The 22,191-nt window shown below is 37.5% G+C and carries 18 protein-coding genes; 12 read left to right on the forward strand and 6 right to left on the reverse strand.

Features of this window, described 5'->3' with window-relative positions:
• Positions 1-229: 229 nt before the first annotated feature.
• Complete coding sequence (locus M2R48_RS09095) at positions 230-658, reverse strand: MAPEG family protein (RefSeq protein ID WP_262085854.1); 429 nt, start codon at positions 656-658, stop codon at positions 230-232.
• 737 nt (positions 659-1,395) lie between these two features.
• On the opposite strand from M2R48_RS09095, the gene M2R48_RS09100 reads away from it, so the two are divergent.
• Both M2R48_RS09100 and M2R48_RS09105 read left to right on the forward strand, forming a co-directional pair.
• Positions 1,396-1,959 carry a 1-acyl-sn-glycerol-3-phosphate acyltransferase gene (locus M2R48_RS09100; protein WP_262085856.1) on the forward strand — a complete coding sequence of 188 codons (564 nt, stop codon included), beginning with the start codon at positions 1,396-1,398 and terminating at the stop codon, positions 1,957-1,959.
• 106 nt (positions 1,960-2,065) lie between these two features.
• The gene (locus M2R48_RS09105) at positions 2,066-2,815 is read left to right on the forward strand and encodes a YebC/PmpR family DNA-binding transcriptional regulator (RefSeq protein ID WP_004821088.1); all 750 of its coding nucleotides are present in this window, start codon (positions 2,066-2,068) and stop codon (positions 2,813-2,815) included.
• A 54-nt stretch (positions 2,816-2,869) separates the two neighbouring features.
• Here M2R48_RS09105 and M2R48_RS09110 read toward each other — a convergent pair whose 3' ends face one another.
• Both M2R48_RS09110 and M2R48_RS09115 read right to left on the reverse strand, forming a co-directional pair.
• Positions 2,870-3,343, reverse strand: a complete 474-nt coding sequence (locus M2R48_RS09110; RefSeq protein WP_262085858.1) for a GrpB family protein — start codon at positions 3,341-3,343, stop codon at positions 2,870-2,872.
• 37 nt (positions 3,344-3,380) lie between these two features.
• Positions 3,381-3,854 (reverse strand): Lrp/AsnC family transcriptional regulator, encoded by a 474-nt coding sequence (locus tag M2R48_RS09115; protein ID WP_004721004.1) that lies wholly within the window; start codon positions 3,852-3,854, stop codon positions 3,381-3,383.
• A 299-nt stretch (positions 3,855-4,153) separates the two neighbouring features.
• On the opposite strand from M2R48_RS09115, the gene M2R48_RS09120 reads away from it, so the two are divergent.
• The 5 genes from M2R48_RS09120 (at position 4,154) to M2R48_RS09140 (ending at position 7,701) form a co-directional block, all read left to right on the forward strand.
• Positions 4,154-4,936, forward strand: a complete 783-nt coding sequence (locus tag M2R48_RS09120) for a HesA/MoeB/ThiF family protein (protein ID WP_262085859.1) — start codon at positions 4,154-4,156, stop codon at positions 4,934-4,936.
• A 39-nt stretch (positions 4,937-4,975) separates the two neighbouring features.
• A complete protein-coding gene (locus M2R48_RS09125; RefSeq protein WP_004721001.1) occupies positions 4,976-6,274 on the forward strand; it encodes an ABC1 kinase family protein in 1,299 nt (432 codons plus the stop codon).
• Positions 6,275-6,381: 107 nt separating this feature from the next.
• The gene (folB, locus tag M2R48_RS09130) at positions 6,382-6,762 is read left to right on the forward strand and encodes a dihydroneopterin aldolase (RefSeq protein ID WP_004720998.1); all 381 of its coding nucleotides are present in this window, start codon (positions 6,382-6,384) and stop codon (positions 6,760-6,762) included.
• On the forward strand, positions 6,719-7,150 hold the full coding sequence (locus tag M2R48_RS09135; protein ID WP_262085860.1) for a 2-amino-4-hydroxy-6-hydroxymethyldihydropteridine diphosphokinase: 432 nt from the start codon (positions 6,719-6,721) through the stop codon (positions 7,148-7,150). The genes folB and M2R48_RS09135 overlap by 44 nt, the downstream gene beginning before the upstream one ends.
• Before the next feature lie 26 nt (positions 7,151-7,176).
• Positions 7,177-7,701, forward strand: a complete 525-nt coding sequence (locus M2R48_RS09140; protein WP_262085861.1) for a hypothetical protein — start codon at positions 7,177-7,179, stop codon at positions 7,699-7,701.
• A gap of 111 nt (positions 7,702-7,812) precedes the next feature.
• On the opposite strand, the gene coq7 is transcribed toward M2R48_RS09140, so the two are convergent.
• Positions 7,813-8,448 (reverse strand): 2-polyprenyl-3-methyl-6-methoxy-1,4-benzoquinone monooxygenase, encoded by a 636-nt coding sequence (coq7, locus tag M2R48_RS09145; protein WP_004720993.1) that lies wholly within the window; start codon positions 8,446-8,448, stop codon positions 7,813-7,815.
• A gap of 1 nt (position 8,449) precedes the next feature.
• Positions 8,450-9,769 carry an MFS transporter gene (locus M2R48_RS09150; RefSeq protein WP_262085863.1) on the reverse strand — a complete coding sequence of 440 codons (1,320 nt, stop codon included), beginning with the start codon at positions 9,767-9,769 and terminating at the stop codon, positions 8,450-8,452.
• Positions 9,770-9,944: 175 nt separating this feature from the next.
• On the opposite strand from M2R48_RS09150, the gene M2R48_RS09155 reads away from it, so the two are divergent.
• Together M2R48_RS09155 and M2R48_RS09160 are read left to right on the forward strand one after the other, a co-directional pair.
• Positions 9,945-12,689, forward strand: a complete 2,745-nt coding sequence (locus M2R48_RS09155) for an autotransporter assembly complex protein TamA (RefSeq protein WP_262085864.1) — start codon at positions 9,945-9,947, stop codon at positions 12,687-12,689.
• Between the two features lie 35 nt (positions 12,690-12,724).
• A complete protein-coding gene (locus tag M2R48_RS09160; protein WP_262085865.1) occupies positions 12,725-17,266 on the forward strand; it encodes a translocation/assembly module TamB domain-containing protein in 4,542 nt (1,513 codons plus the stop codon).
• A 366-nt stretch (positions 17,267-17,632) separates the two neighbouring features.
• Here M2R48_RS09160 and M2R48_RS09165 read toward each other — a convergent pair whose 3' ends face one another.
• A complete protein-coding gene (locus tag M2R48_RS09165) occupies positions 17,633-19,261 on the reverse strand; it encodes a long-chain-fatty-acid--CoA ligase (RefSeq protein ID WP_262085866.1) in 1,629 nt (542 codons plus the stop codon).
• A gap of 736 nt (positions 19,262-19,997) precedes the next feature.
• Here M2R48_RS09165 and M2R48_RS09170 point away from each other — a divergent pair.
• From M2R48_RS09170 to M2R48_RS09180, 3 genes are all read left to right on the forward strand, one after another.
• The gene (locus tag M2R48_RS09170; RefSeq protein ID WP_262085867.1) at positions 19,998-20,210 is read left to right on the forward strand and encodes a hypothetical protein; all 213 of its coding nucleotides are present in this window, start codon (positions 19,998-20,000) and stop codon (positions 20,208-20,210) included.
• A gap of 152 nt (positions 20,211-20,362) precedes the next feature.
• Positions 20,363-21,070: a hypothetical protein gene (locus M2R48_RS09175; RefSeq protein ID WP_262085868.1), complete on the forward strand. Its 708-nt coding sequence runs from the start codon at positions 20,363-20,365 to the stop codon at positions 21,068-21,070.
• Positions 21,071-21,104: 34 nt separating this feature from the next.
• On the forward strand, positions 21,105-22,070 hold the full coding sequence (locus M2R48_RS09180) for a 2-hydroxyacid dehydrogenase (RefSeq protein WP_262085870.1): 966 nt from the start codon (positions 21,105-21,107) through the stop codon (positions 22,068-22,070).
• Positions 22,071-22,191 lie beyond the last annotated feature (121 nt).

Here is a 22,191-nt window from a genome sequence, read left to right on the forward strand (position 1 = left end):
AGTTTTACTTTTTGATAAATTTACTTTACTTTTGATTATATTGAAAAAATTATAAGATAAATTAGTAGATCTAAATTTAATTATTATTCATAGAATATTTTTGATGAATTATCGATATAAGTTGTATTATTTTTCCCGCTATAAAATACAACTTATAAAGAAATGAACGATTATAAAATAGCGAATAAAGCATAAAATGATCAGTTAATGCCTATTGATTTGCATTTGTTTAAAATCCAATACATGTGATTACAATTTGAATCGCCAAAATAATAAGACAGATTATTCCAACAGCATAAGAAATACTGCGCCATGGTTGAATTGCACTGAGATAGGTGACTGTATGTGTGATTCTTGCAATCGTAAAAATACAAAAGATCCAGACAATAAAATCACTGCTAAGATTTAATGCAATACAAAGCCCTCCAAGCACCCAAAACACGGGAATATTTTCTAGATCATTTGCCCAAGCTTGGCTGGCTCTGGTCACTTGTGGTAGTTCTTCGGGTCTGGCTTGAACACTGACAAAATTAGCATCTTCGGTATTTTTAAACGCTTTATTCTTTATACGATAAAATCCTTGATAACAAGAGATTGCAAGCATTTTAAAAAAAAGCAAAACCACACAAAATGCATAGATATGTAGTAGATTATTCATAGATCCCCATTTATTTTATATGCTTTAGAAGTAAGTGTATCTATTTAAAGTGATTTTTAAACTTTGTCGAGCGAAATTTTTAGAAGCAGTTTTAATGCTCTATGACTCTGATTTGATTTTCGGAGGGGAGGTAAAATAAAAATGAATAATTAGAAATTTAACCATAATTGAAAATTAATCGAGTGCTTTTAACGATGATCTAAGTTTTGAGTCAATGAGAGCTGCTGCTGAGTGTGTTGAGTTATACGATGATCTAGTCAGATTTGTGGCTATTGAGTGGGAATAATATGCAGTGTCACTTTTTTCGTTTTTCTAAATAAATTTCAAATACGCTCCATGTACAAATCAAAACAAAGACTAAGGCACTTACGCCAAATAGGGGCATCAACATATTGCAATCCTTTTGCAGATAAAATTTTGGAGCTTATGGCGCAATTAAGACTAAAGTCTAAATGATTTTAACAAGATAAAAAATATTGATTTGAGTTTTATTATTGAGATTATGATTTATATGGATGTTTTTTATGAAAAATTTATATTTTGTCCTAGAGGAAGTTAGATGATATTGGTGCGATTAACGATTTCCTATTTTAAGCATACATTTCGGTGTAGCAAAACAAAGGTTTAAAATGACAAAAATAAATATACAAATGTAAAAAATAAGCACAATAGAGATTGTCTTTTTAAGCTTTTACTCGGACAATTCGCAAATTATGATTTTATGATGTTAGGTATTTATGAAAAAGATGTTGGGAGAACTTACTTTTAAGCTCTCAGGTTGGTCATATGAAGTTGATCAAAGTGTATTAGAAAAAAAACAAGTCATCATCGGTTTTGAACACACATCCATGATGGATGCTGTATTGTCATTGGCAATTTTTCAAATTCATGACATTAAAATCCATACTTTAATTAAAAAAGAATTATTTAAAGGGCCGTTGAAACCGATTTTAGAAAAAATTGGTGGTATTCCTGTAGATCGAAAGTCAAACAAAGACATCGTTTCACAAATGGTTGATCTGTTTCAGAGTAATGAAGAATTTAATTTGGTGATTGCGCCAGAAGCGACTCGCGCAGAACGTGGGCAAGCACGTAAACCGATCCGTACTGGTTTTTGGCATATCGCAAAAGCAGCTGGTGTTCCTATTGTTTTAATGTATGCAAACTCAAAAACAAAACAGGGTGGGATCTTTGGAAAAATTTACCCAACAGATCTAGATCAAGACTTAGCAGAAATTAAACGTCTATATAAACAACATACAGGGCTCGATATTGTGATTCCTGAAGCAAAAAAATCTTAATTTGCATTAAATCTAAAAAATAAGCACTTTCTCATAAAAAAGTGCTTATGGTAGAATTGTCGCAATTTGATATGGCATGAAGCCAATCTACAGGAGCATATTTCGCATGGCGGGTCATTCCAAGTGGGCCAATATTAAGCATCGCAAAGCAAAACAAGATGCAAGTCGTGGTAAAGTTTTTACCAAATATATTCGTGAATTAACCACAGCAGCAAGACTTGGCGGTCCTGATGTGGGAAGTAACCCTCGTCTACGTGCTGTTGTCGAAAAAGCACTTTCAGTGAATATGACACGTGACACGATCAACCGTGCTATCCAACGTGGTGCTGGTGGTGAAGACAACGATGATTTAAAAGAAGTCACTTATGAAGGTTATGGTGTGGGTGGTGTTGCGGTTATCGTAGAAACCATGACAGATAACCTTAATCGTACTGTGCCTGATGTACGTCATTGTTTTTCTAAAACCAATGGTAACTTAGGTACAGCGGGTTCAGTGGCATACTTGTTTACCAAACGTGGTGAGATTACTTTTGAAGATGTTTCTTTGGAAGATAAAATCATGGACGTGGCTTTGGAAGCTGGTGCTGAAGATATCGAAGTGAACGAAGATGAAATCTTAGTAATCACTACACCAGAAAGCTTTGGTGATGTACAAGATGCTTTGACTGCTGCTGGTTTAAAATCTGATAATGCAGAAGTGGTTATGAGCCCATCAACAAAAGCATTGATTGCTGATGTGGATCAAGCAAAACTCATTGTGAAAATGATTGATATGTTTGAAGATCTTGATGATGTTCAAAACGTATATACCAACGTTGAATTCACAGATGAAGTATTGGCTGAATTAGACAGTTAAGTCTGATTTGAGTTGATAAAACGCACCTTTGGGTGCGTTTTTTATTAAGAGAATTTATTGCTGATTTAAAACAGCGGAAATAAATTTATTTTTTTCAATCCGATAATCGATCATATCTAAATTTTCACAACGCTTTTTTAGATCATTGTACGTTTGCACCAGTTCAGGCGATTGCCTGAGTTTATCTCTAAACTGAATAAATGACTCAAATTCAGAACCTTTGACAACCAATTGAAAGGCGACATCATCACCATTGAGAGATTCCAACATACACAGTTGATCCGTTCTCAGTGTTGCTAATTTTTCTTGAAAGTTTAAGTGGCAAAGCTTTTGAATTGCATCATTAAATTCAGATTGATCCACTGCAATATAAATGTCTAAATCTCCTTTAGAGATTGCATTTGGAATCGAAGAGGCGCCAATGTGCTCAATCACTGCATTGGTTAAAAGTGCTTTGATTTGAGTTTGATAATACACAAACCGTGCATTGCATTGTGGTTGATATTCTTCGGCTAAATAAAATCTCATAAAAAAGACCCATTCAAATACAATCTGATATCTTTATTTAAATTCGATTGAGTAGGCCAGTACAATTAAACACGCGTTTATATTCTTTAATCACAAAGCTTGAATGTAGTGCAACCACATGCTCAATTTTACCAATCCGTTTGAGTAAAATTTCACTGTAATTCTCCATATCTTTAGCGATAACTTCGACAAGGAAATCAGCGGTTTGCCCAGTCACTAAAAAGGCGTTAATCACTTCAGGGATGTTTTCGAGTTCTTCTAAAAATTTAGCAAAGGTATCGGTGTCATGTTTGCTTAGGGAAATTTGTAAAATGACATGTAATTTAAAGCCTAATTTTTCAAAATTGATATCACGCTTTAGATTGGTCATGATATCAGTTTCGATCAAGTGTTTGATACGACGATGGACAGAACTTACTGACAGGTTAATACGTTCTGACAATTCATTTAGATTGATGTCTTCATGGGTTAAAATTTCTAAAATTTGTTTGTCGTAACGATCCAGTTCCATATTTTTATCCAGCTTGAAAAAATTTTCTGTATTAATGTAGATTGATTTTTATAGTTTTTCAATATTTGAATCATTTTTGAGAATAAATATCATAAAACGCTAGGTTATGGAAAATAAAGCAGTTTAAATCTGATGGCATACTGTGTTGAACCATATCATGATGATTTTGCAAATGACCTGTTGAAAACATTGAGCGAATCGATAAAACCTAACCCAGAGGATTAAAGATTATTTTTAGTTATTGCTCCTCTATAAAATTTTTACTTTATACTGATTAAAATTGAAAAGTTTATCCACCCATGCTTGAACACGATCTAGAACTTACCGAATCTGAAATGCATCTCTATTCCCGTCAAATTCTGCTGGATGGTTGGGATATTGAGGCGCAAGAAAAATTAAAACTCGCCAATGTACTGATTGTTGGTTGCGGTGGAATAGGGTGTACCACAGCCGAATTGTTGGCACGTGCTGGTGTTGGGAAAATTAGTCTGATTGATGCTGATACGGTTGAAATCAGTAATTTACAAAGACAAATTGCCTACGTTGCTCAAGATGTCGGGTTTTATAAATCGGAGATCTTGGCCAAGAGATTACAAACAATTAATCCTTTTATCCAAGTGGAAAGCTATACCAGTAAATTGGATGAAAATAATGCGCAAGCATTGATTGCTCAGCAAGATTTAGTCTTAGATGGTTGCGATAATTTTACCACCCGTTATCTGGTGAATCACATCTGTACTCAGCTACATATCCCACTGGTTAGCGCGTCTGCGATTGGTTTCCAAGGCCAGCTCTTTATGGTTGACGGTGATTCAGCTTGTTATGAATGCTTATTTCCCAAAGCGCAACAGCATAATGAAAGTCTGCGTTGTGCTGACTCTGGTGTATTGGCCACCACACCCAATGTCATGGCAAGTTTACAGGCACATCATGCACTTCTATATTTAGGTTTGGCAAAAACCCCACTGAAACAAAAATTGATGCTTTGGGATGGGTTAACAATGAAACAACGAATTTTAGCCTTTGAAAAAGATAGAGATTGTACAAACTGTCAGGCAAGCCATACTGCAAATGCTGATTAATTTGCTACACTTATACAAATTCAATTCAATGTTGACATTATGAAAAATAATATCTTTTTAGATGGTCTGCGTTCAGTTGCCCGAGTTGGGGAAACTGCTGTTATCGCTGCCAAAGCTGGCATTAAATACGCCACTGAAAAACCAAGTAATGCCAAACTGATGCGTGAAACCTTTGAATCATTAGGCTCAACTTATATTAAATTGGGTCAATTTATTGCCAGTACACCATCTTTATTTCCTCGTGAATATGTTGAAGAGTTTCAAGGCTGTTTAGATCAAACGCCTTATTTACCTTTTAGCTATGTTCAGGACGTATTGGAACAAGAATTTGCTGGACGTAATTTAAGTGAAATCTTTGCATCTATTGATGAAAAGCCTCTTGCTTCAGCGTCTATTGCTCAGGTTCATGCGGCCAAATTGGTGACTGGTGAAGATGTTGTAATTAAAGTGCAAAAACCAGGTGTTGAAACTATTCTTTATACCGATTTAAATGTTTTGCACTGGGCAACAAAGGTGTTGGAAAAAGCGATTCCAAAAGTAAAATTCGCTTCATTGGCAGATATTGTTGATGAAATTAAAACACGTATGGTACGTGAAGTTGATTTTATTGAAGAAGCACAAAATTTAGATGATTTTGTGAATTATCTTAATGTGTCACAAAATACCGCAGCAACAGCACCAAAGGTCTATCATCAATTTTCAACACGTCGTGTACTTACCATGCAACGCCTGTATGGTGTGCCACTGACTGATTTTGATGTGGTGAGAAAGGTCGCAAAAGATCCATCTCAAGTGCTGATTACCGCCATGAATACTTGGTTTGGTAGTTTGATGTTATGCCAGTCTTTCCATGCTGATTTGCATGCAGGTAATCTGATGTTGCTTGAAGATGGCCGTATTGGTTTTATTGATTTTGGTATCGTTGGACAGTTAAAACCTGAAGTTTGGCAAGCATGTATGGCATTTATGGATGCTTTACAAAAGACTGATTACAAGTTGATGGCTGAAAATATGTTGGGTATGGGTATGACCAGTACTCAAGTCGATACGCAGGTTTTGGCAGAAGATTTAGAGCGTTTATTTAGTGGGGTACTGCTTGCGGATCCACAAAAAATTATGACGTCGAATCCATCGGATTTAAATGACATCATGATGGATATGGTGGGTGTAGGCGAGCGTCATGGTATTCGTTTCCCACGTGACTTCGCTTTATTATTTAAGCAAATGCTCTATTTTGATCGTTTTATGCGTGTTCTTGCGCCATATACCGATATTTATGCTGACCAACGTTTACAGATGGTGCAAAATATTGATCCTGTGTCGCTGTTAAAACATTGATATAGATGTTTTCCCTTTGTGAAAAGCTGGCTGAGTTTGATTGTAAAATCTTACTTGGCCCTTTTTAAAAGAGCATTTTTTATTTACATTGAGAATTTATAAACGTCATGGATGCAATTATCATTGAAGGGTTGAAAGTTGAGACGGTGATTGGCTGCTTCAATTGGGAACGGCAAATTATTCAACCTTTAATGTTGGATCTCCATATTCAAACCAGTTTAGAACAAGCGTCTAACTCAGATGAATTGGTCGATACGTTGAACTATGCTGAAATTTGTGAAATTTCTGCCAAAGTGATTCAGGATGCTGCGCCAAAATTGATCGAACATGCGGCCAAATTGGTGTTGAATACGCTTTTCTCTACCTTTCCGCCTATTGAATCGATTATGATTACGATCCGTAAGCCTGCCATTATCCCGCAAGCAAATTCTGTAGGAATTCGTCTTGAACGACACCGAAATGATATTCGCCCTAGCTCTAGCGAGTAATCGCGATCCACAACAAAATTTTCAAAAAGCATTTGCTCAGATTGCCCATTTGGGAATGGTGTCATTTTCTCCAATCTATTTGATTCCATGCCGTGATGGAATTGGTGCAGATTATTGGAATGCTGCATGTTTGGTTCAAAGTCAGCTGTCGGTAGATGAAATGCTGTCTTTATTAAAAAAGATGGAAGCAGACTCAGGTCGTGTACGCCCATCACATCAAATTTCCTTGGATATTGATCTCATTGCATGGGGATTTCATTTAACTGCAATGCAATTTAATCCAAAGAAACTACCATTGGCGTTGGATGTTAAAGTGCCGATGTCTGATCTTTGGGAAGATGCATTATTCAAACATTCCGCAGATCAATTTCCAGTTATCATTTTATAGTCTTTAAAATAACTAGGTTAAAAACAATGTATTTTAAGCCCTTGGCATTATTCAGTTGTGTGCTTTTATTCAGTGCATGTCGCCATTTACCTGAATCATCCGTTACACCAGCACAAGCTGTAAGTGGAGTGCAAAGCTTACAACAGCGGGATAACGATCTTAAGCAAAAAGTGAATGCTTATACACAAGATCAAGCTTTATTTGATGTGGCATTTGATGATCTCAATCAAGATGGGCAAGATGAAGCCATCGTGCTTTTAAAAGGGCAAGATTGGTGTGGGTCAGGTGGTTGTACAATGCTGATCTTTCAAGGAAAACCTAATCAACAGTTTGACTTTTTAAGTAAAACAACCTTGGTGGATACGCCTGTCTACGCCACAACATATATGCATAATGGTTGGAAGCAATTGCTGGTTTATAGCCGAAAGCATGGGCAAGTGATGTTGAAATTTGATGGAACTCAATATCCGCTCAATCCATCTTTATTGCCTGTCGCAACTGCAAAATTGGCACCGAATACAGCTAAATTACTTTTGGGGGTTGCTGAGTAATTTTTTATTTTAACCCACAGCTCTATATCAAAATGTGGGTTAAGCAGACCCTGGTAAAATGCTAAAAAACAAGCCCAGCAAGTGGGCTTATAAATCAGTTAAATCATACTGTTAGATAAAATAACTGGTCTTGGTCATCAGTTTAGAAATTGCAGTCATGGTGATCTTGACTGGAATAGGCAGCTCTACACCACCAGCAGTTAATGCAGTATCACGATGATGTAGCTCATCTTCATTCATCTGCACCAATATTTTACGTGAGCGTTCGTCTTGAGCTGGAAGCTGACTGATATGGTGTTGTAAATGTAAGCTGACTTGGCGTTCAGTTTCAGCCACAAAACCTAAACTGTATTTATCGCCTGCAATGCCAGCAAGTGCACCCATACCAAAAGAAAGACCATACCATACAGGATTCAGCAAACTGGTATGACTGTCGAGCTCTTTTAAACGATCTTCACACCAAGCCAAGTGGTCTTGTTCTTCAATTGCTGCAAATTCCATTTCACGACGTACATTTGGAAGTTTGGCCGTTAATGCCTGCCCATGATAAAGCGCTTGAGCACAGACTTCACCACTATGGTTAACGCGCATTAAGCCTGCAACATGGCGTGCTTCACTGACAGCCAGTTTGGTTTCGACTGCATTGGACGGATTGCTTCTTTGTGCTGAAGTTGCACCAGGTACTAAACTTCTTAAAGCTTGGTCAAATGAATTGATCAATTTATCGATGCCAGTATATTGACGCATATTAGTCCTCCAAAGAAACCTGAGTTGTCGCTATTAATGGTTTTAAACGAATTAATAACCAAGTACTAAAAATAGCACTCAGCACAGCTGTGATACAGAATAAGATTTTAATATCTATTTTCAAAATACTTAAGATGAGAATAGAAAAAATTGCCGATGAAACCATGAATATTGCATTAAAAATATTGTTTGCCGCAACCACACGCGCACGGTGTGATTTTGGGGCATAGGCTTGCATCATGGCATAAAGTGGAACGATATAAAAACCTCCACTTATGCCCAATAAGGTCACCGCAAGCATGACATGATAATAAATTGCCCCTGAGTTAAACATATCAGGAATTGCAATCAGATCACCTGTTCGTTCTGGAACAAAAGCCAAACTAGCTGCTAAATAGAGTGCAAATACCGTTAAACCAATCGCACCAAGCGGTACCATTTTGATATTCACCTCTGCACCACCAATTTTACGGCACAGTAACGAGCCCACGCCAATACCGACAGAAAAAAATGTAAGCAATAAACTAACAACATTTTCATTGGCATGCAGGTTTTGCTGTGTTAGTTGGGGGATTTGTGTGAGGTATGTTGCACCATAAAACCAATACCAAGAATTGCCTAAAAGTACGATAAAAATTAATGGTAAACTTTTAGCATAACGAATGGTTTGGAAACTGGTACGGAAGAAATTCCAATCGATTTCTAAATCTTCATTTGAAGTAGATTGTTTAAGAACAAAACGACTGGATAAATAACCCACCACTGCAATAGAGACGATGGTTAAGCAAATCCAGATCATATTGCCTTGTGATAGCGAAATGACTGCACCGCCTAAAATCATCCCAATTAGAATTGCAATCGATGTGCCTGACTGAAACAGAGCATTACCTGACATTAGTTCATTGGGTTTTAAGATTTCAGGCAAAATCGCATATTTGATTGGCCCAAAAAAAGTACTGTGCGTACCCATTAAAAATAAGGCGAAGAGTAAAATCCAAAGATTGCCCAATAAAAAACCTACCGAGGCGATCAGCATGATGATGATTTCTAAAATTTTAATACTTCGGACTAAAAATGAGCGTTCGTATTTATCTGCAATTTGACCTGCGGTCGCAGAGAAGATGAAATAGGGTAGAATAAACAGTAACGCAGCGAGATTGTTGAGTGTGCTGATATTGGCAGACTGATGATGAATCCAACCATAGGTAATGACGAGTAATAATGATTGTTTATAAACATTATCATTCAGGGCGCCAAAAAACTGGGTAAGGAACATCGGTAAAAAACGTCGTGTCCCTAAAATATGCTCATTTTTTTCCATTGTAGACGACTTCATTTAGTTATATATAAGAAATGTGTTGAAATGGTAACTATCTCTCAAAATCATGTATCATGTTTTTAACTTAAATCATGTGTAAAACCAATTGGTTTGGGTATTTGAAAGATTTTTAATAATTGATCTTTCTACAAATAAATTTAGGTCATTCGAGCTTGGTATGCCAGCAAAAATTAATTTTAAAAAATCTGTGCTTTCACATAGTGTACATTTACACTTTGACCGTTATCATATCAATAAACTGATATGTTCAAGTGTTTTTTTAAGTGTTTTTGCGATCCCTGTCAGTTATGCCGATCAAATACAAAGCAATCAGAACTTGCCATCAAGCTCTGAAACCATCAGTACAAGTTCTGAAAAAATCAGCAATACTCAAGAACAATTAGAATCTGCGGCCATTCAACAAGGCGTACCTAACGAAAAGATCGACCAGTTAGATCAGAAAATTCAACAAGCTCAACAAACTGATCAAGTCGATAGTGTTAAAATGCTTGAACAACAAGAAAAAAATATGGGGGTGCAAGATGATTTTAAGCCAATCCAATTTGAAGATCTTGAAGAGTTACCTGCTGTTGCTGTGGATCAGTCTTTAGCAAATGAAATTTATAAAGTTGCAGAAGATGCAAAAACAGATGCGCAGAATTTTCGTAATGGGGTGACCAAAGCACCCCAAGTCGAAGTGACTAATGCGACCCAACAAGAATTAAATGAAATTACGCAAGCGCCAGTCAATGTTGATCAGCTTATACAAACCATTCGTGCGGACAATAAAATTTCTGTAGAGGAAAATCAATCGGGTAAAACCTTGGTTGATAATACACAGAGTAATAGCGATGAAGAAAAGGCTAAACCTGGTTTCTTTAAAAGTTTAGTCAATAAAATCCGTGGACCGCAAGACAACGGTGTACCAATTCCAAAAATTGGTGTTTCCGTGACGGGTGCACCTACGGTCCTAGCAACTAACTTAAAAGCAAAATTAGGAACCTTTACCCAAGAAGCATATTCTGATTTTAATGGCTCGGTGCCACAGTTAAGAACACTGGCGGTACAGGCTGCTCAAGCAGTAGGTTATTACAATGCAGAATTCAAGTTTACTAAAATCGATGATACCCATTTAGGGGTTAAAGTCACCCCACATGATCCAGTCAAAGTGGCTGAACAAAATATTGAGTTTACAGGGGCTGGCTCTAAACTGGCACAGTTCCAAGTTATTGGCGTACTTCCTGATTTAGAAGAAGGTGATATTCTCAATCATGGTGCTTATGAATCTACCAAAAGCCGAATAGTAGATGCAGCATCGAATAATGGATTTTTTGATGGTTATTGGCGTTTACATGATGTCAAAGTTGAACAACCGCAAAACAAAGCCAAAATTGATTTAAAGTACGAAACGGGCGATCGTTATAAATTGCAAGATGTTGAGTTTAGAATGAGTGACCCTTCTAAGCCACTTCCGATCGATTTAAAAATCTTAAAAACCTTAGCGCCGTGGGAAGATGGTGCGGATTACACTGCATGGCGTGTCAATGGTTTAGCAAATAACTTAACCAACTCACGTTATTTTAACTATACCTTGGTTGATGCGATTAAACCGGATGCAATTGTAAAACCACTTGAGCTTCCCGCGGATCTGCAAGCTTTGGTAGATCAGCAAAAAATCACTGAAACAACATTGTCTGCGCAAACCAATGCCGATAAAGTGCATTTGTCAGATAAAGAAGTGACCCAAAATGTGGTCAATGAAAATCAGTTTGCTGGAACGCAAGGTGAAGAGGTCAATCCGAACTTAAAGCAGCTTCAAGCACAACAGAAAGAAAAAGAATCCGATGATGATCTATTAAAAGATCAGGCACGTGAGAATAAAAAGATTCCTGTGATTGTTACTTTAAATGCGGATCGCTTAAACAGTTTAGAAACTGGTATTGGTTATGGGACTGATACAGGGGTACGTTTACGTAGCCAATATAGACGTGCGATCGTCAACCATTTAGGGCATTCTTTTGATGCCAATATGGAATTGTCACAAATTCGTCAAGCCATTGATGCTCGCTATAACATTCCTTATAAACATCCATTAAATGATTACTTCAGTTTGGTTGCGGGTTATGAGAGAGAAACCCGTGATGGTATTGGTAATGACATGGATTTGGTTATTGAGTCTGCGGTAGCTGGGGTAGACCGTATTATTAAAGGGTCCAGAAAAGAGTGGCAGCATATTCTTGGTGTGCGTTATCGTTTAGACCGTGTTACTCAAAATGGTCCTGTAGATATTGCCAATATTCCTGATGCTTTTTTAATTCCTGGTTCAAATCAAGAACAGCAATCATTGTTGTTGGGTTATGAAGCAACCAAAACAACCAGTGATAATCGGATCAATCCAACACGCGGATATAAGCAAAGTTATAAAATTCAGCTTGGCAGTAAATCTTTACTTTCAGATACGGATATGGCGATTACCAGTGCAGATTGGAAAGGCTTATATTCTTTTGGTCAAAATGATAATCATCAGGTGGTTGGTGGTTTGAATGTCGGCTATATTTTTGCCAAAGATTTTGAACAAGTTCCTTATAATTTAAGATATTTCGCTGGTGGGGATCAGAGTTTGCGAGGCTTCGATTATAAGAGTCTATCCCCAACGGAATATGGCTATAAAGTCGGTGGTCAAGGTTTGGCTGTCGGTTCATTGGAATATAATTACCAATTTAAAGAGGGGTGGCGTGGCGCAATATTCAGTGACTTTGGTAATGCTTACGATAAATCATTTAGTAACGATACCCAATATAGCTTAGGCTTAGGAATCCGTTGGAAGTCACCAATTGGTCCGATTCGAATTGATGTTGCATCAGGTGTTTCAGATCCTGCTCGCCCAATTCGACTGCACTTCTTTATTGGTTCACAACTTTAATTAACTAAAAATATAAGAGAAATACTGGAAATATTATGGCTGATGAAGAACATCAAGATGTTCAAAATGAACAGCAAAATGATCAACTAAAGCAAGCGCAGACACCGAAGAAGCGTAATATATTGCGTAATATTCTGATGTCATTGCTTTTGGTCATTATTTTATTGATTGCTGCATTGGCTGTGATGTTTAGTACCGATAAAGGCAGTAAGTTTTTATTGGATCGGGTTGCTTCCAGCCAGAAAATTATTGATTACCAATATGAAGGCGGTAACTTGCTTCAAGGGATCATACTTAAAAATGTTTTGGTCACTCTCGCTGCAGTTGATGTCAAAATTGATCGTGCGGATGTTTCCTTGGGTTGGCGCGCAATATTAGATAAAGAAATTCATCTGAGCCATGCTGATGTTAACAATTTAAGAATTATCAGTAAAACACCACCAAGCGATGAACCCTTTAAGTTTAGCGAAATCAAGTTACCCTTTGTTTTACGTTTAGATGAAGCAAATGTAGATCATATGCAGTTTCAAACCGCATCTACAAAAATTGACTTTAACGATATTCATTTAGAAAATGCATTGTGGTCGGGTACAGAGCTGAAGTTTGAAAACTCTAAAATGGACATGGGCTATTTATCTGTAAAAGATGCGACAGGTAATATGAACTTTAAACAAGGCGATTATCCGCTGAATGCTAAGGCAATTTTGCGGATCCCAAGTTTAAAAAGTCTAAATGTTGAAGATATTTATGTACATGCGCGTGGCTCACTCGACACGATTAAAGCGGGTGTTGCGACTAAAACGCCTGATCTCTTAACAGGCTGGGCGGTGATCCATCCGATGCGTCATGATGTTCCAATGAATGGTGCTTTGGTTTTTAAAGATTATCATTGGCCGTTGTTGCAGGAACAAGAATTACTGTCTAAAAATGGCTTGGCGAAATTTCAAGGCGATGTAAAAGGCTTAAGCTTAGATATTAATACAGACATTAGTGGTAAAAATATCCCACAAGGTCAATATACCGCCTTAGCACATACCGATTTAACCAATCAGTTGAATATTAATAATTTAAATGGTCAATTGATGGGTGGTGCTTTAAATCTTGCAGGTTTGGTCAGCTGGCAAGATCATGTGCATTGGGATGTACAAGGCCGTTTAGATCGAATCAATCCAAAAGATAAAATTATCCCACAAGTGATTCAAGACTTTTTACCTGTTTCCCTTGATGCCAAAATTGGTTCAGTGGGCGAATTAAAACAAGGCATGCATTTAACCGCCAATGTTGATTTTGATAAATATGAAGCTTGGAACGTTAAATTAGATCAAGCTGAACAAAAGGGTAAAAAGCCTGAACCGATGTTATTGGGTGTTAACTGGAAAAATATTGACCGAGCAGTGCCTTATGTGGGTTGGTTAAGCAGTGAACAAGGTCAGGTTGAAGTTGCACTGGTTGACGATCAGCAAAATATTCATGTGGCAACCGTTGTACGTCAACATGAAAAAGGCAGTTTACCTGAGGGCAAATACACAGCTCAGTTAGACCTAAAAGGCAATGATCTACACGTACCAGCATTTGAATATGTGGCAACGAAAGGTAGTTTATCTGGAAATGCAATCGTTGAATTACCTACTGAAAAACGCCAGTTAAAATGGAATGCCTTGCTTAATGCAAAAGATTTTAATCCACAAAGTATTGTCGCAACAGCACCAGTAGATTTAATTAATGGGCAGATAAAAGCCAATGGTTTTGCAAAACCAAATCAACAATTGATTAATTTTGATGCGATTAATTTAACCGGCCGACTTGCAAATCAAGCCAACCCTGAAACAATCCAATTGACTGGTAAAAGTACAGCCGCAGTTATTTTTAACGATGCCAATGCAGGTGGTGCTTTCAAAGGCTTTGCAGTGAATTATGATGGCGCATTAAATGCGTCACAGCTGAAACAAGGCAGTGGCTTATTAAAGATTAGAGTTGCGGGTACACCAGAGCTGATTAAAATATCTGAACTACAGCATGATGGTATTGCAGGAAAAATCTTAGCCAATGGCTTGGTGCATATCAGCAATGGCATCGGTTGGGATATCAACGCATCTTTGGTGCGTTTTAAACCGCAATATTTTGTTTCTTCTGTCCGTGGTGAAGTCTCTGGGAATGTGAAGACTCAGGGGAATTGGTCAGATCGTCTGAAGAGAATTAATATTCAACAATTGAATATTGCAGGCATGATCAATAACAAGCCCTTAAGAGGACGCGGTAACCTTGCTGTTGTTTTAAATTCTGATTTAAAAGGCTTGATGCCACAGCAATTTGAAGCCAATAACTTATTTTTGTCTTATGCCAATAACCAAGTTCAGGCGACAGGAAATGCACAGAATCTACGATTAAAAGTTAATGCACCTGCATTATATGAACTTTATCCAGGATTACGTGGTACAGCATATGGTTATTTAAATTTACAAGCACAACCGCGTTTAAGTGCAACTGCAAACCTCACAGTCGATAATTTTAGTTTTAATGATAGTCTAAGCATTAAAAAATTAAGCTTAAAGGGTGAATTGCCAACCTCTGAAACTGTAGCGTCGAAAATGGTGGCGCAAATGGATACTTTACGTAGCGGAAACCGTGAGATTCAGCATGCAGGGATTACGCTTTCAGGAACACGTAAAGCACATTTATTACAGCTTCAGGCATGGAACTATTATTCTAAGTTTTATGTGCAGCTTGCAGGTGGATTTAATGCGCAGAATGATTGGTTAGGTCAGATTCAAAAAGGTGAGTTTGACTCAGTAAGAGCACATTTATTACAACAACAAAATGCACCTGTTATTTTTAACGCCTCAAAATCGGAGTTATATGTTGGACAGCATTGTTGGTCAAGTCAGCAAAGCCAATTGTGTTTTGATCAACCGATCCGCGCAAGTCAGCAAAATGGTAATGTTTCCTTTGTTACTAAAAATTTAGATCTGAATGATTTTGCCGCGTTTATGCCAGAAGGTTTGGCACTGACGGGTAAGTTAAATGGTTATGCAAAAGCCTCATGGGCGAAAGGTGCACAACCTAAGCTAGATGCTAAGCTGGTTACCCGGAATGGGCAAATTGGTATTGCTGCAGAAGATCCAAATGACCCTTCAACTTCGATGAACTATGACGAAGCCAGTGTAATTGCAAAAAGCATAAAAGATGGCTTGTTGTTGCGTGTTGATTTAAAAGCACCGAATGTCGGAACAGGCTATGCCAGTGTTATTGTCAACCCATATGTCGAGTCTAAGCCGATGCGTGGTGAGGTGGCATTTAATGAAGTTCAGTTGAAAATCTTAAAGCCATTTATTGCTGATGTACGTAAGCTTGATGGGACTTTATCACTTGCAGGAAAAATTAACGGTACGCTGACACAACCATTGTTTGATGGTGAAATGCGCTTGAAAAATGGTGAAATTAGTATGATTTCACTGCCTGTGAATTTGAATAATGTTCAGATTTACACTTCAATTCGTCAAGATGTCGCAACAATTAACGGTGCATTTAACAGTGGTCGTGGTGTCGGTAAAATTAATGGCAGTATCGATTGGAAAAATGATCCACATATACAATTACGTCTCAATGGCGATAAATTGCTAATTCGTCAAGCACCGTTGATCACAGCAGTTGTCGATACCGATATTGAATTGGATGCTTTACCTTTAAGTAAGAAACTGACCGTGAAAGGTAAAGTTGATGTACCTAGTGCATTAATTTCAATGCCTGAATCCAGTGCAACCGTAGTCAATGTGTCACCTGATGTCCGTATAGTAAAAGAAGGTCAAAATCAGCTGGCCGTGCTTAAAGCAGCACAGCCGTGGTCTATACGTGCAGATGTTTCAGTAAACTTGGGTGATAAGGTTATTTTCCAAGGCTTTAACAGTCGTATTCCATTGGTGGGTCGTCTTTACCTTTCTCAACGTGGTTTGGAAACTGCAATGCGTGCCAATGGTGCGATTGGTGTCAGTCAAAAAGTAACCGTTGAGGCTTATGGTCAGCGCTTAGACTTAAATCGTGCCATTGCTCGTTTTAATGGCCCATTGTCTAATCCTACATTGGATGTCGATACCAATAAGAGTATTTCTGGAAGTACCGTAGGCCTACGTATTACAGGCACAGCTTCTAGTCCAAACATTCAAGTTTATAATGATGCTGGTTTGTCTGATCAGGAAGCGATGAATGCTTTAATTACAGGACGTATTAATGAAGGGTCCAGTGGTTTAAGTAATGCTGAAGGATTTAAATCGGATGTAAACAATACGATTGCAGCAGCAGGGATCAGTTTGGGGCTAGGTGGAACACGTGCATTTACCAACCAAATTGGACGTACATTTGGTTTAAGTGGTTTGTCATTTGATGCACAAGGTACAGGCGATGATACGCAGGTTAGTTTGACGGGTTATATTACCCCAGACCTGTATATTCGCTATGGTGTGGGGGTATTTACACCGGTGAATAAACTGACTTTACGTTATCAAATGAATAAACGTTTATATCTGGAAGCCAGCCAGTCTTTAGAAAAAGCTATTGACGTGTTCTATCATTGGAGATTCTAGCCATGGATAAAACATTTTAGATGCAATCGGCATTGAAATGTAGTTGATCAATATTGAAAAACTCGGATTACGATCCGAGTTTTTTATGCTTATATCAAATGAGATGAATCATTGAGCTAAACAAAGCGCATGGTAAAATGCTTGGAATGTGAGCAGCGCAACGATCTTGTACATAGCTATTAAAAGCCAATAGGCGAGTATATTAAAGATCTTTATGTTGCACTTGTCTTGCTGATTTATACTGGTTGTTTAAGACTGATCATGGGTTGAATATTTAATTTTTTAGAAGTAGAAAAGCCCAATAAAATATTGGGCTTTTAAAACCGATTTGAAGATGGTGTTACACGCTAAAACGCTTCAATGGTGTTATTCAGTGAATAACACATCACCATATTGTTCACGTAAATCACGCTTTAACATCTTACCGGTACCTGTTAAAGGAATGGATTCAACAAAAATAACTTTGTCCGGGATTTGCCATTTCGCAATCTTATCAGCATAGTAATCCAATAGATCTTGTTCAGTAATGTGACTACCTTGCTGTTTAATCGCAATCACCACTGGGCGTTCATCCCATTTCGGGTGGTTTGCTGCAATCACAGCAGCCATCGCAATTTCAGGATGATTCATGGCAATGTTTTCAAGCTCAACAGAAGAAATCCACTCACCACCTGATTTAATTAAATCTTTGGCACGATCGCTTAACAGTAGATAGCCGTCCTCATTAATCGTGGCGATATCACCGGTATCAAACCAACCATCGGCACTTAATGCTTTTTCAGATTTTCCATAATAAGATTCAATAATCCAATGGCCTTTTACTTGTAGATTCCCCGTACTATGTCCATCACGAGCAACTTCATGTGTACCATTTTCTTCATCGGTAATACGTAAATCTACGCCGAAAGGTGGGCGACCTTGAGACAAGCGAACTTTAAATTGTTCTTCTTCACTTAAATTTAGGTGTTTGGCTTTGAGTTGGTTGCCTGTGCCCAATGGGCTCATTTCAGTCATGCCCCATGCATGAATAGTTTCGCAATGATAGATGTCTCTAAATGCTTTCATCATCGCAGCTGGGCAAGCTGAACCGCCAACGACATTGCGTTTAAGGCTTTCAAGAGCGCTACCAGATTGTTTTGCTGCGGCAAGTAAGCCTTGCCAAATCGTTGGTACACCGAGCGCAATACTGACTTTATATTCATCAATCATTTGTACTAAGCTGGCACCATCTAGACCCGGCCCCGGGAGTATCAATGTACAACCGACCATTGCTGCGGCATAAGGTGTACCCCAAGCATTGACATGGAACATGGGAACCACAGGTAACATAATATCTTTTGCAGATAAATTTAGTGAGTCGGGTAGTGCGATCGCATAGGTGTGTAAAATGGTTGAGCGATGACTATACAAAGCACCTTTTGGATTGCCCGTTGTTCCTGAGGTATAGCAAAGCGAACTTGCGGTATTTTCCTCAAAATTTGGCCACTCGTACTGTACAGAATGTTCTGCAATCAGCACATCATAGAATTTAACATCTGGGAGGGCATCAGCAATATCTTGGTCAAAAGCACCCAGATAGACGAAATGTTCTACATTAGGGGTAAGGGCTTTCACTGCTTTGATTAGCGGTAAAAAGGTTTTATCAAATAACACCACTTTGTCTTGAGCATCATTGATAATAAAGATCAATTGTTCAGGAAAAAGTCTAGGGTTGATAGTGTGACAGACCAAGCCACTTCCGGAAATTGCATACCAAGATTCAAGATGACGATGATTATTCCATGCAATCGTTGCAACTCGGTCACCTAAGCCTAAACCCAGTCCAGCAAGTGCATTGGCAAAGCGTTTCGCGTTTTCACTTACATGTGTCCAATCTGTCTTTGTAATCGTGCCATCGGTATTTTTTGAAATAATCGCAGTATCACCATGATAACGCGTAGCATGCTCAATGAGGCTACTGATTAACAATGGTTGCTGCATCATACGTCCTTGCATATAAAATTCCTTTATAATCTTGTTGATAGGCTTAAATTGTATTTTTCTCAGAAGCTTTCTAAGTGAAAAAAATTGTTAAATAGAAAAAGCTATCATTTCATCCTATATAAAAGTCAGATTAAATCAAGCTTAAAAACAATATATTTTTGCAACATTTTTATTATTTTAACCAATAAAAAACAATAGCTTAGTTGGATTATCACGATTTGAAAATTTGATCAAGAAATGCGGGGTATCAGACTAAAGAACTAGGGGAAAGTATTACTCAGATATATCTATATGTGCTAAACATATTATATGTCTTGTTAAGGCATTGATGTTTTTAGGATGAAACTATATTGATGTGAAATATTAAAAGGAGTTTTAGAATGTTTCAAAAAATCAGAAAATTATTGTGTATCCACAGTTTTGAATATGAAATTGGACATAATATTGTGGTTAAAGAGTGCCGTAAGTGTGGTGCTCATCATTAATTTTCTAGAAGCGATCTCAAAATATCACTATATTATGATCATTTGATAAAATATGGTGATATTTAGAAAGTGTTATATCTCTAAATGAAAATAATAAAAATCTAGTTTTGCAAGCTGATTCATTCAATCTTATGCTGATAGATGTCCTCGTTTGATTGCATATGGCTGTTTTATTTTATTGCTTAAGGCTGTCTTGGTTTTTTCAGTATGGTTAAATTTACGTTAGAATAATGCTATTCTTGTTTTATTGTCTTTGAATCATAATGTCTAAAGATTTTTTAGCTGAAAATTATATTGTCGATGAACGTCTTGCTGATACTTTAAATTGGCTATGCCAACATCAAGATTGTTATGATGCTTTTCAATTTGATGTGTTGACTCAAGAACTCAAAGTTCATCATGCCAATGGTACAGATATCATTCGTCAGGGGATGTATCTTACGGCAAAGTACGGAATTTTAATCACATCCTTATAGTGAATTGGTGCTCAACGATTGTCGCTAAAATCAGCATGTAACATATTCTTGCGCTTAAATTTAATTTATCGTGTTTTTTTACTTTGATTAGTGCGACAAAAAAGTCAAAACACAGCTAAAATATAGCTTGAATAGTGTGTATTGAATCCATAATGAATATGAACGTATCAGAACATCAGCGTAGCATTTTGGCTACGATGGGAATAGAGCTTTGGATCCCCAAGGTTGATGTTCATACACGTCATTATGAAAATGCGCTATACCGTGATATTGCTCAAGTTGAACGGGATATTGCTGTTGTGCCTGAGTTGAACACGCATTCAACTCAATCTGATGCAAAATTAGAAAATCAAAATGTACAGCCGTCACAGATTGAAAAAGCACATCAGCCTGAAGTTTCTTTATTAAAAAGAAATCCAGAAACACAGCAAACTGAAGAAATTTCAGCGCCTGAACAAATTCAGCAACAGACAAACTTTATTGTCGAGCCTGCATTACCAATTGCGCCATTTGAAATCCAAGCCTATTGCATTGAAAGCTGTGTCATCTTTGTCGATTGTACTCAAATCAGCGCTGACCAATTAACACTATGGGGTAATATACAGCAGGCGCTTGTAGGGCAATTTTATGATTTAAAATGGCCTTTTCCAATGTTGCAGCTTCAAGATGGAAGAGGGGCTGCGATGTATATCCAAGGGTTTGTTGATGCTTTAAGGCAAGAGCGCAAAGTCATCAGTCTTGGTCAATTGCCTTATTTAAACAATACTGAAATGTTTGAATTGGCAAGTTTACAAGAGATGATTGAGCAACCCTTATTAAAACGCCGCCTATGGCAATTTATGCAAAATAAAGTGAATTAGTTTTCAAGATCTGTACTGAGAGGTTTTCTGGGATATGAATAAAAAAGTGGTTGTATTTAGTCAAATCGACTCAGAAGTTCAAGCAAAATTAGCAGAAAAATATCAGTTGGTTGTATTGAATCCTAAGCATGGCGATATCAATGCACAAATTCGTCAAGCAGTTGTTGATGCTGATGCAATGATTGGTGCGGGTCGTTTGCTTAATGAAAGCAATATAGCCACTGCAGAAAAATTAAAAATTATCTCCTCTGTCAGTGTGGGCTATGATAATTACGATGTTGATTATTTAAATCAAAAGAAAATCTGGTTGTCGAATACACCACACGTATTAACCGAAACGACTGCGGATTTGGCGTTTACTTTGTTGATGAGTGCTGCACGTAAAGTACCGAGTCTAGATCACTGGACCAAACAAGGTGAGTGGCAACGTACAGTCAATGCGGCACAATTTGGTCAAGAAATTTTTGGTAAAACTTTAGGAATAATTGGTCTAGGTCATATTGGTGCTGCTATTGCACGACGTGGATTTTATGGCTTTAATATGAATATTGTGTATCATAATCGCCGTGAAAAAATCGAAGTTGCACAACAGTTTAATGCGCAATATAAAAGTCTTGAAGCACTGTTAAAACAAGCTGATTTTGTTGTGGTTGCGGTAGATTTAAATAGCCAATCTAAAGCCTTAATCGGTGCTCAAGAATTTGCTTTGATGCAAAAGCATGCTGTTTTTGTCAATATTGCACGTGGTTCGGTGGTGGATGAAGAGGCATTAACAGAGGCTTTACAGAACCGCCAAATTTTTGCTGCGGGTCTAGATGTATACCAAAAAGAACCGTTGCAACAATCGCCATTGTTTGAGTTGGATAATGTCGTGACTTTACCGCATATCGGTTCAGCAACCGTAGAGACGCGCAAGAAAATGGCGGAACTGGCTTTTCAAAATTTAGTCGATGCTTTGGAACAACGCACACCAAGATATTTAGTCAATGAAAACTTCTAGTTGATGTTGAATGTTTGCTGACAATGCAAATTACATATGAAATGTTTACAGCCCCCTAACACTTCATTGCGAATTTGTACTAAATTCAATGTTATATTTAGAATATTAAAATAATTGGGAC

It is taken from the genome of Acinetobacter sp. I-MWF, from assembly GCF_025433935.1.
GTDB lineage: Bacteria > Pseudomonadota > Gammaproteobacteria > Pseudomonadales > Moraxellaceae > Acinetobacter > Acinetobacter guillouiae.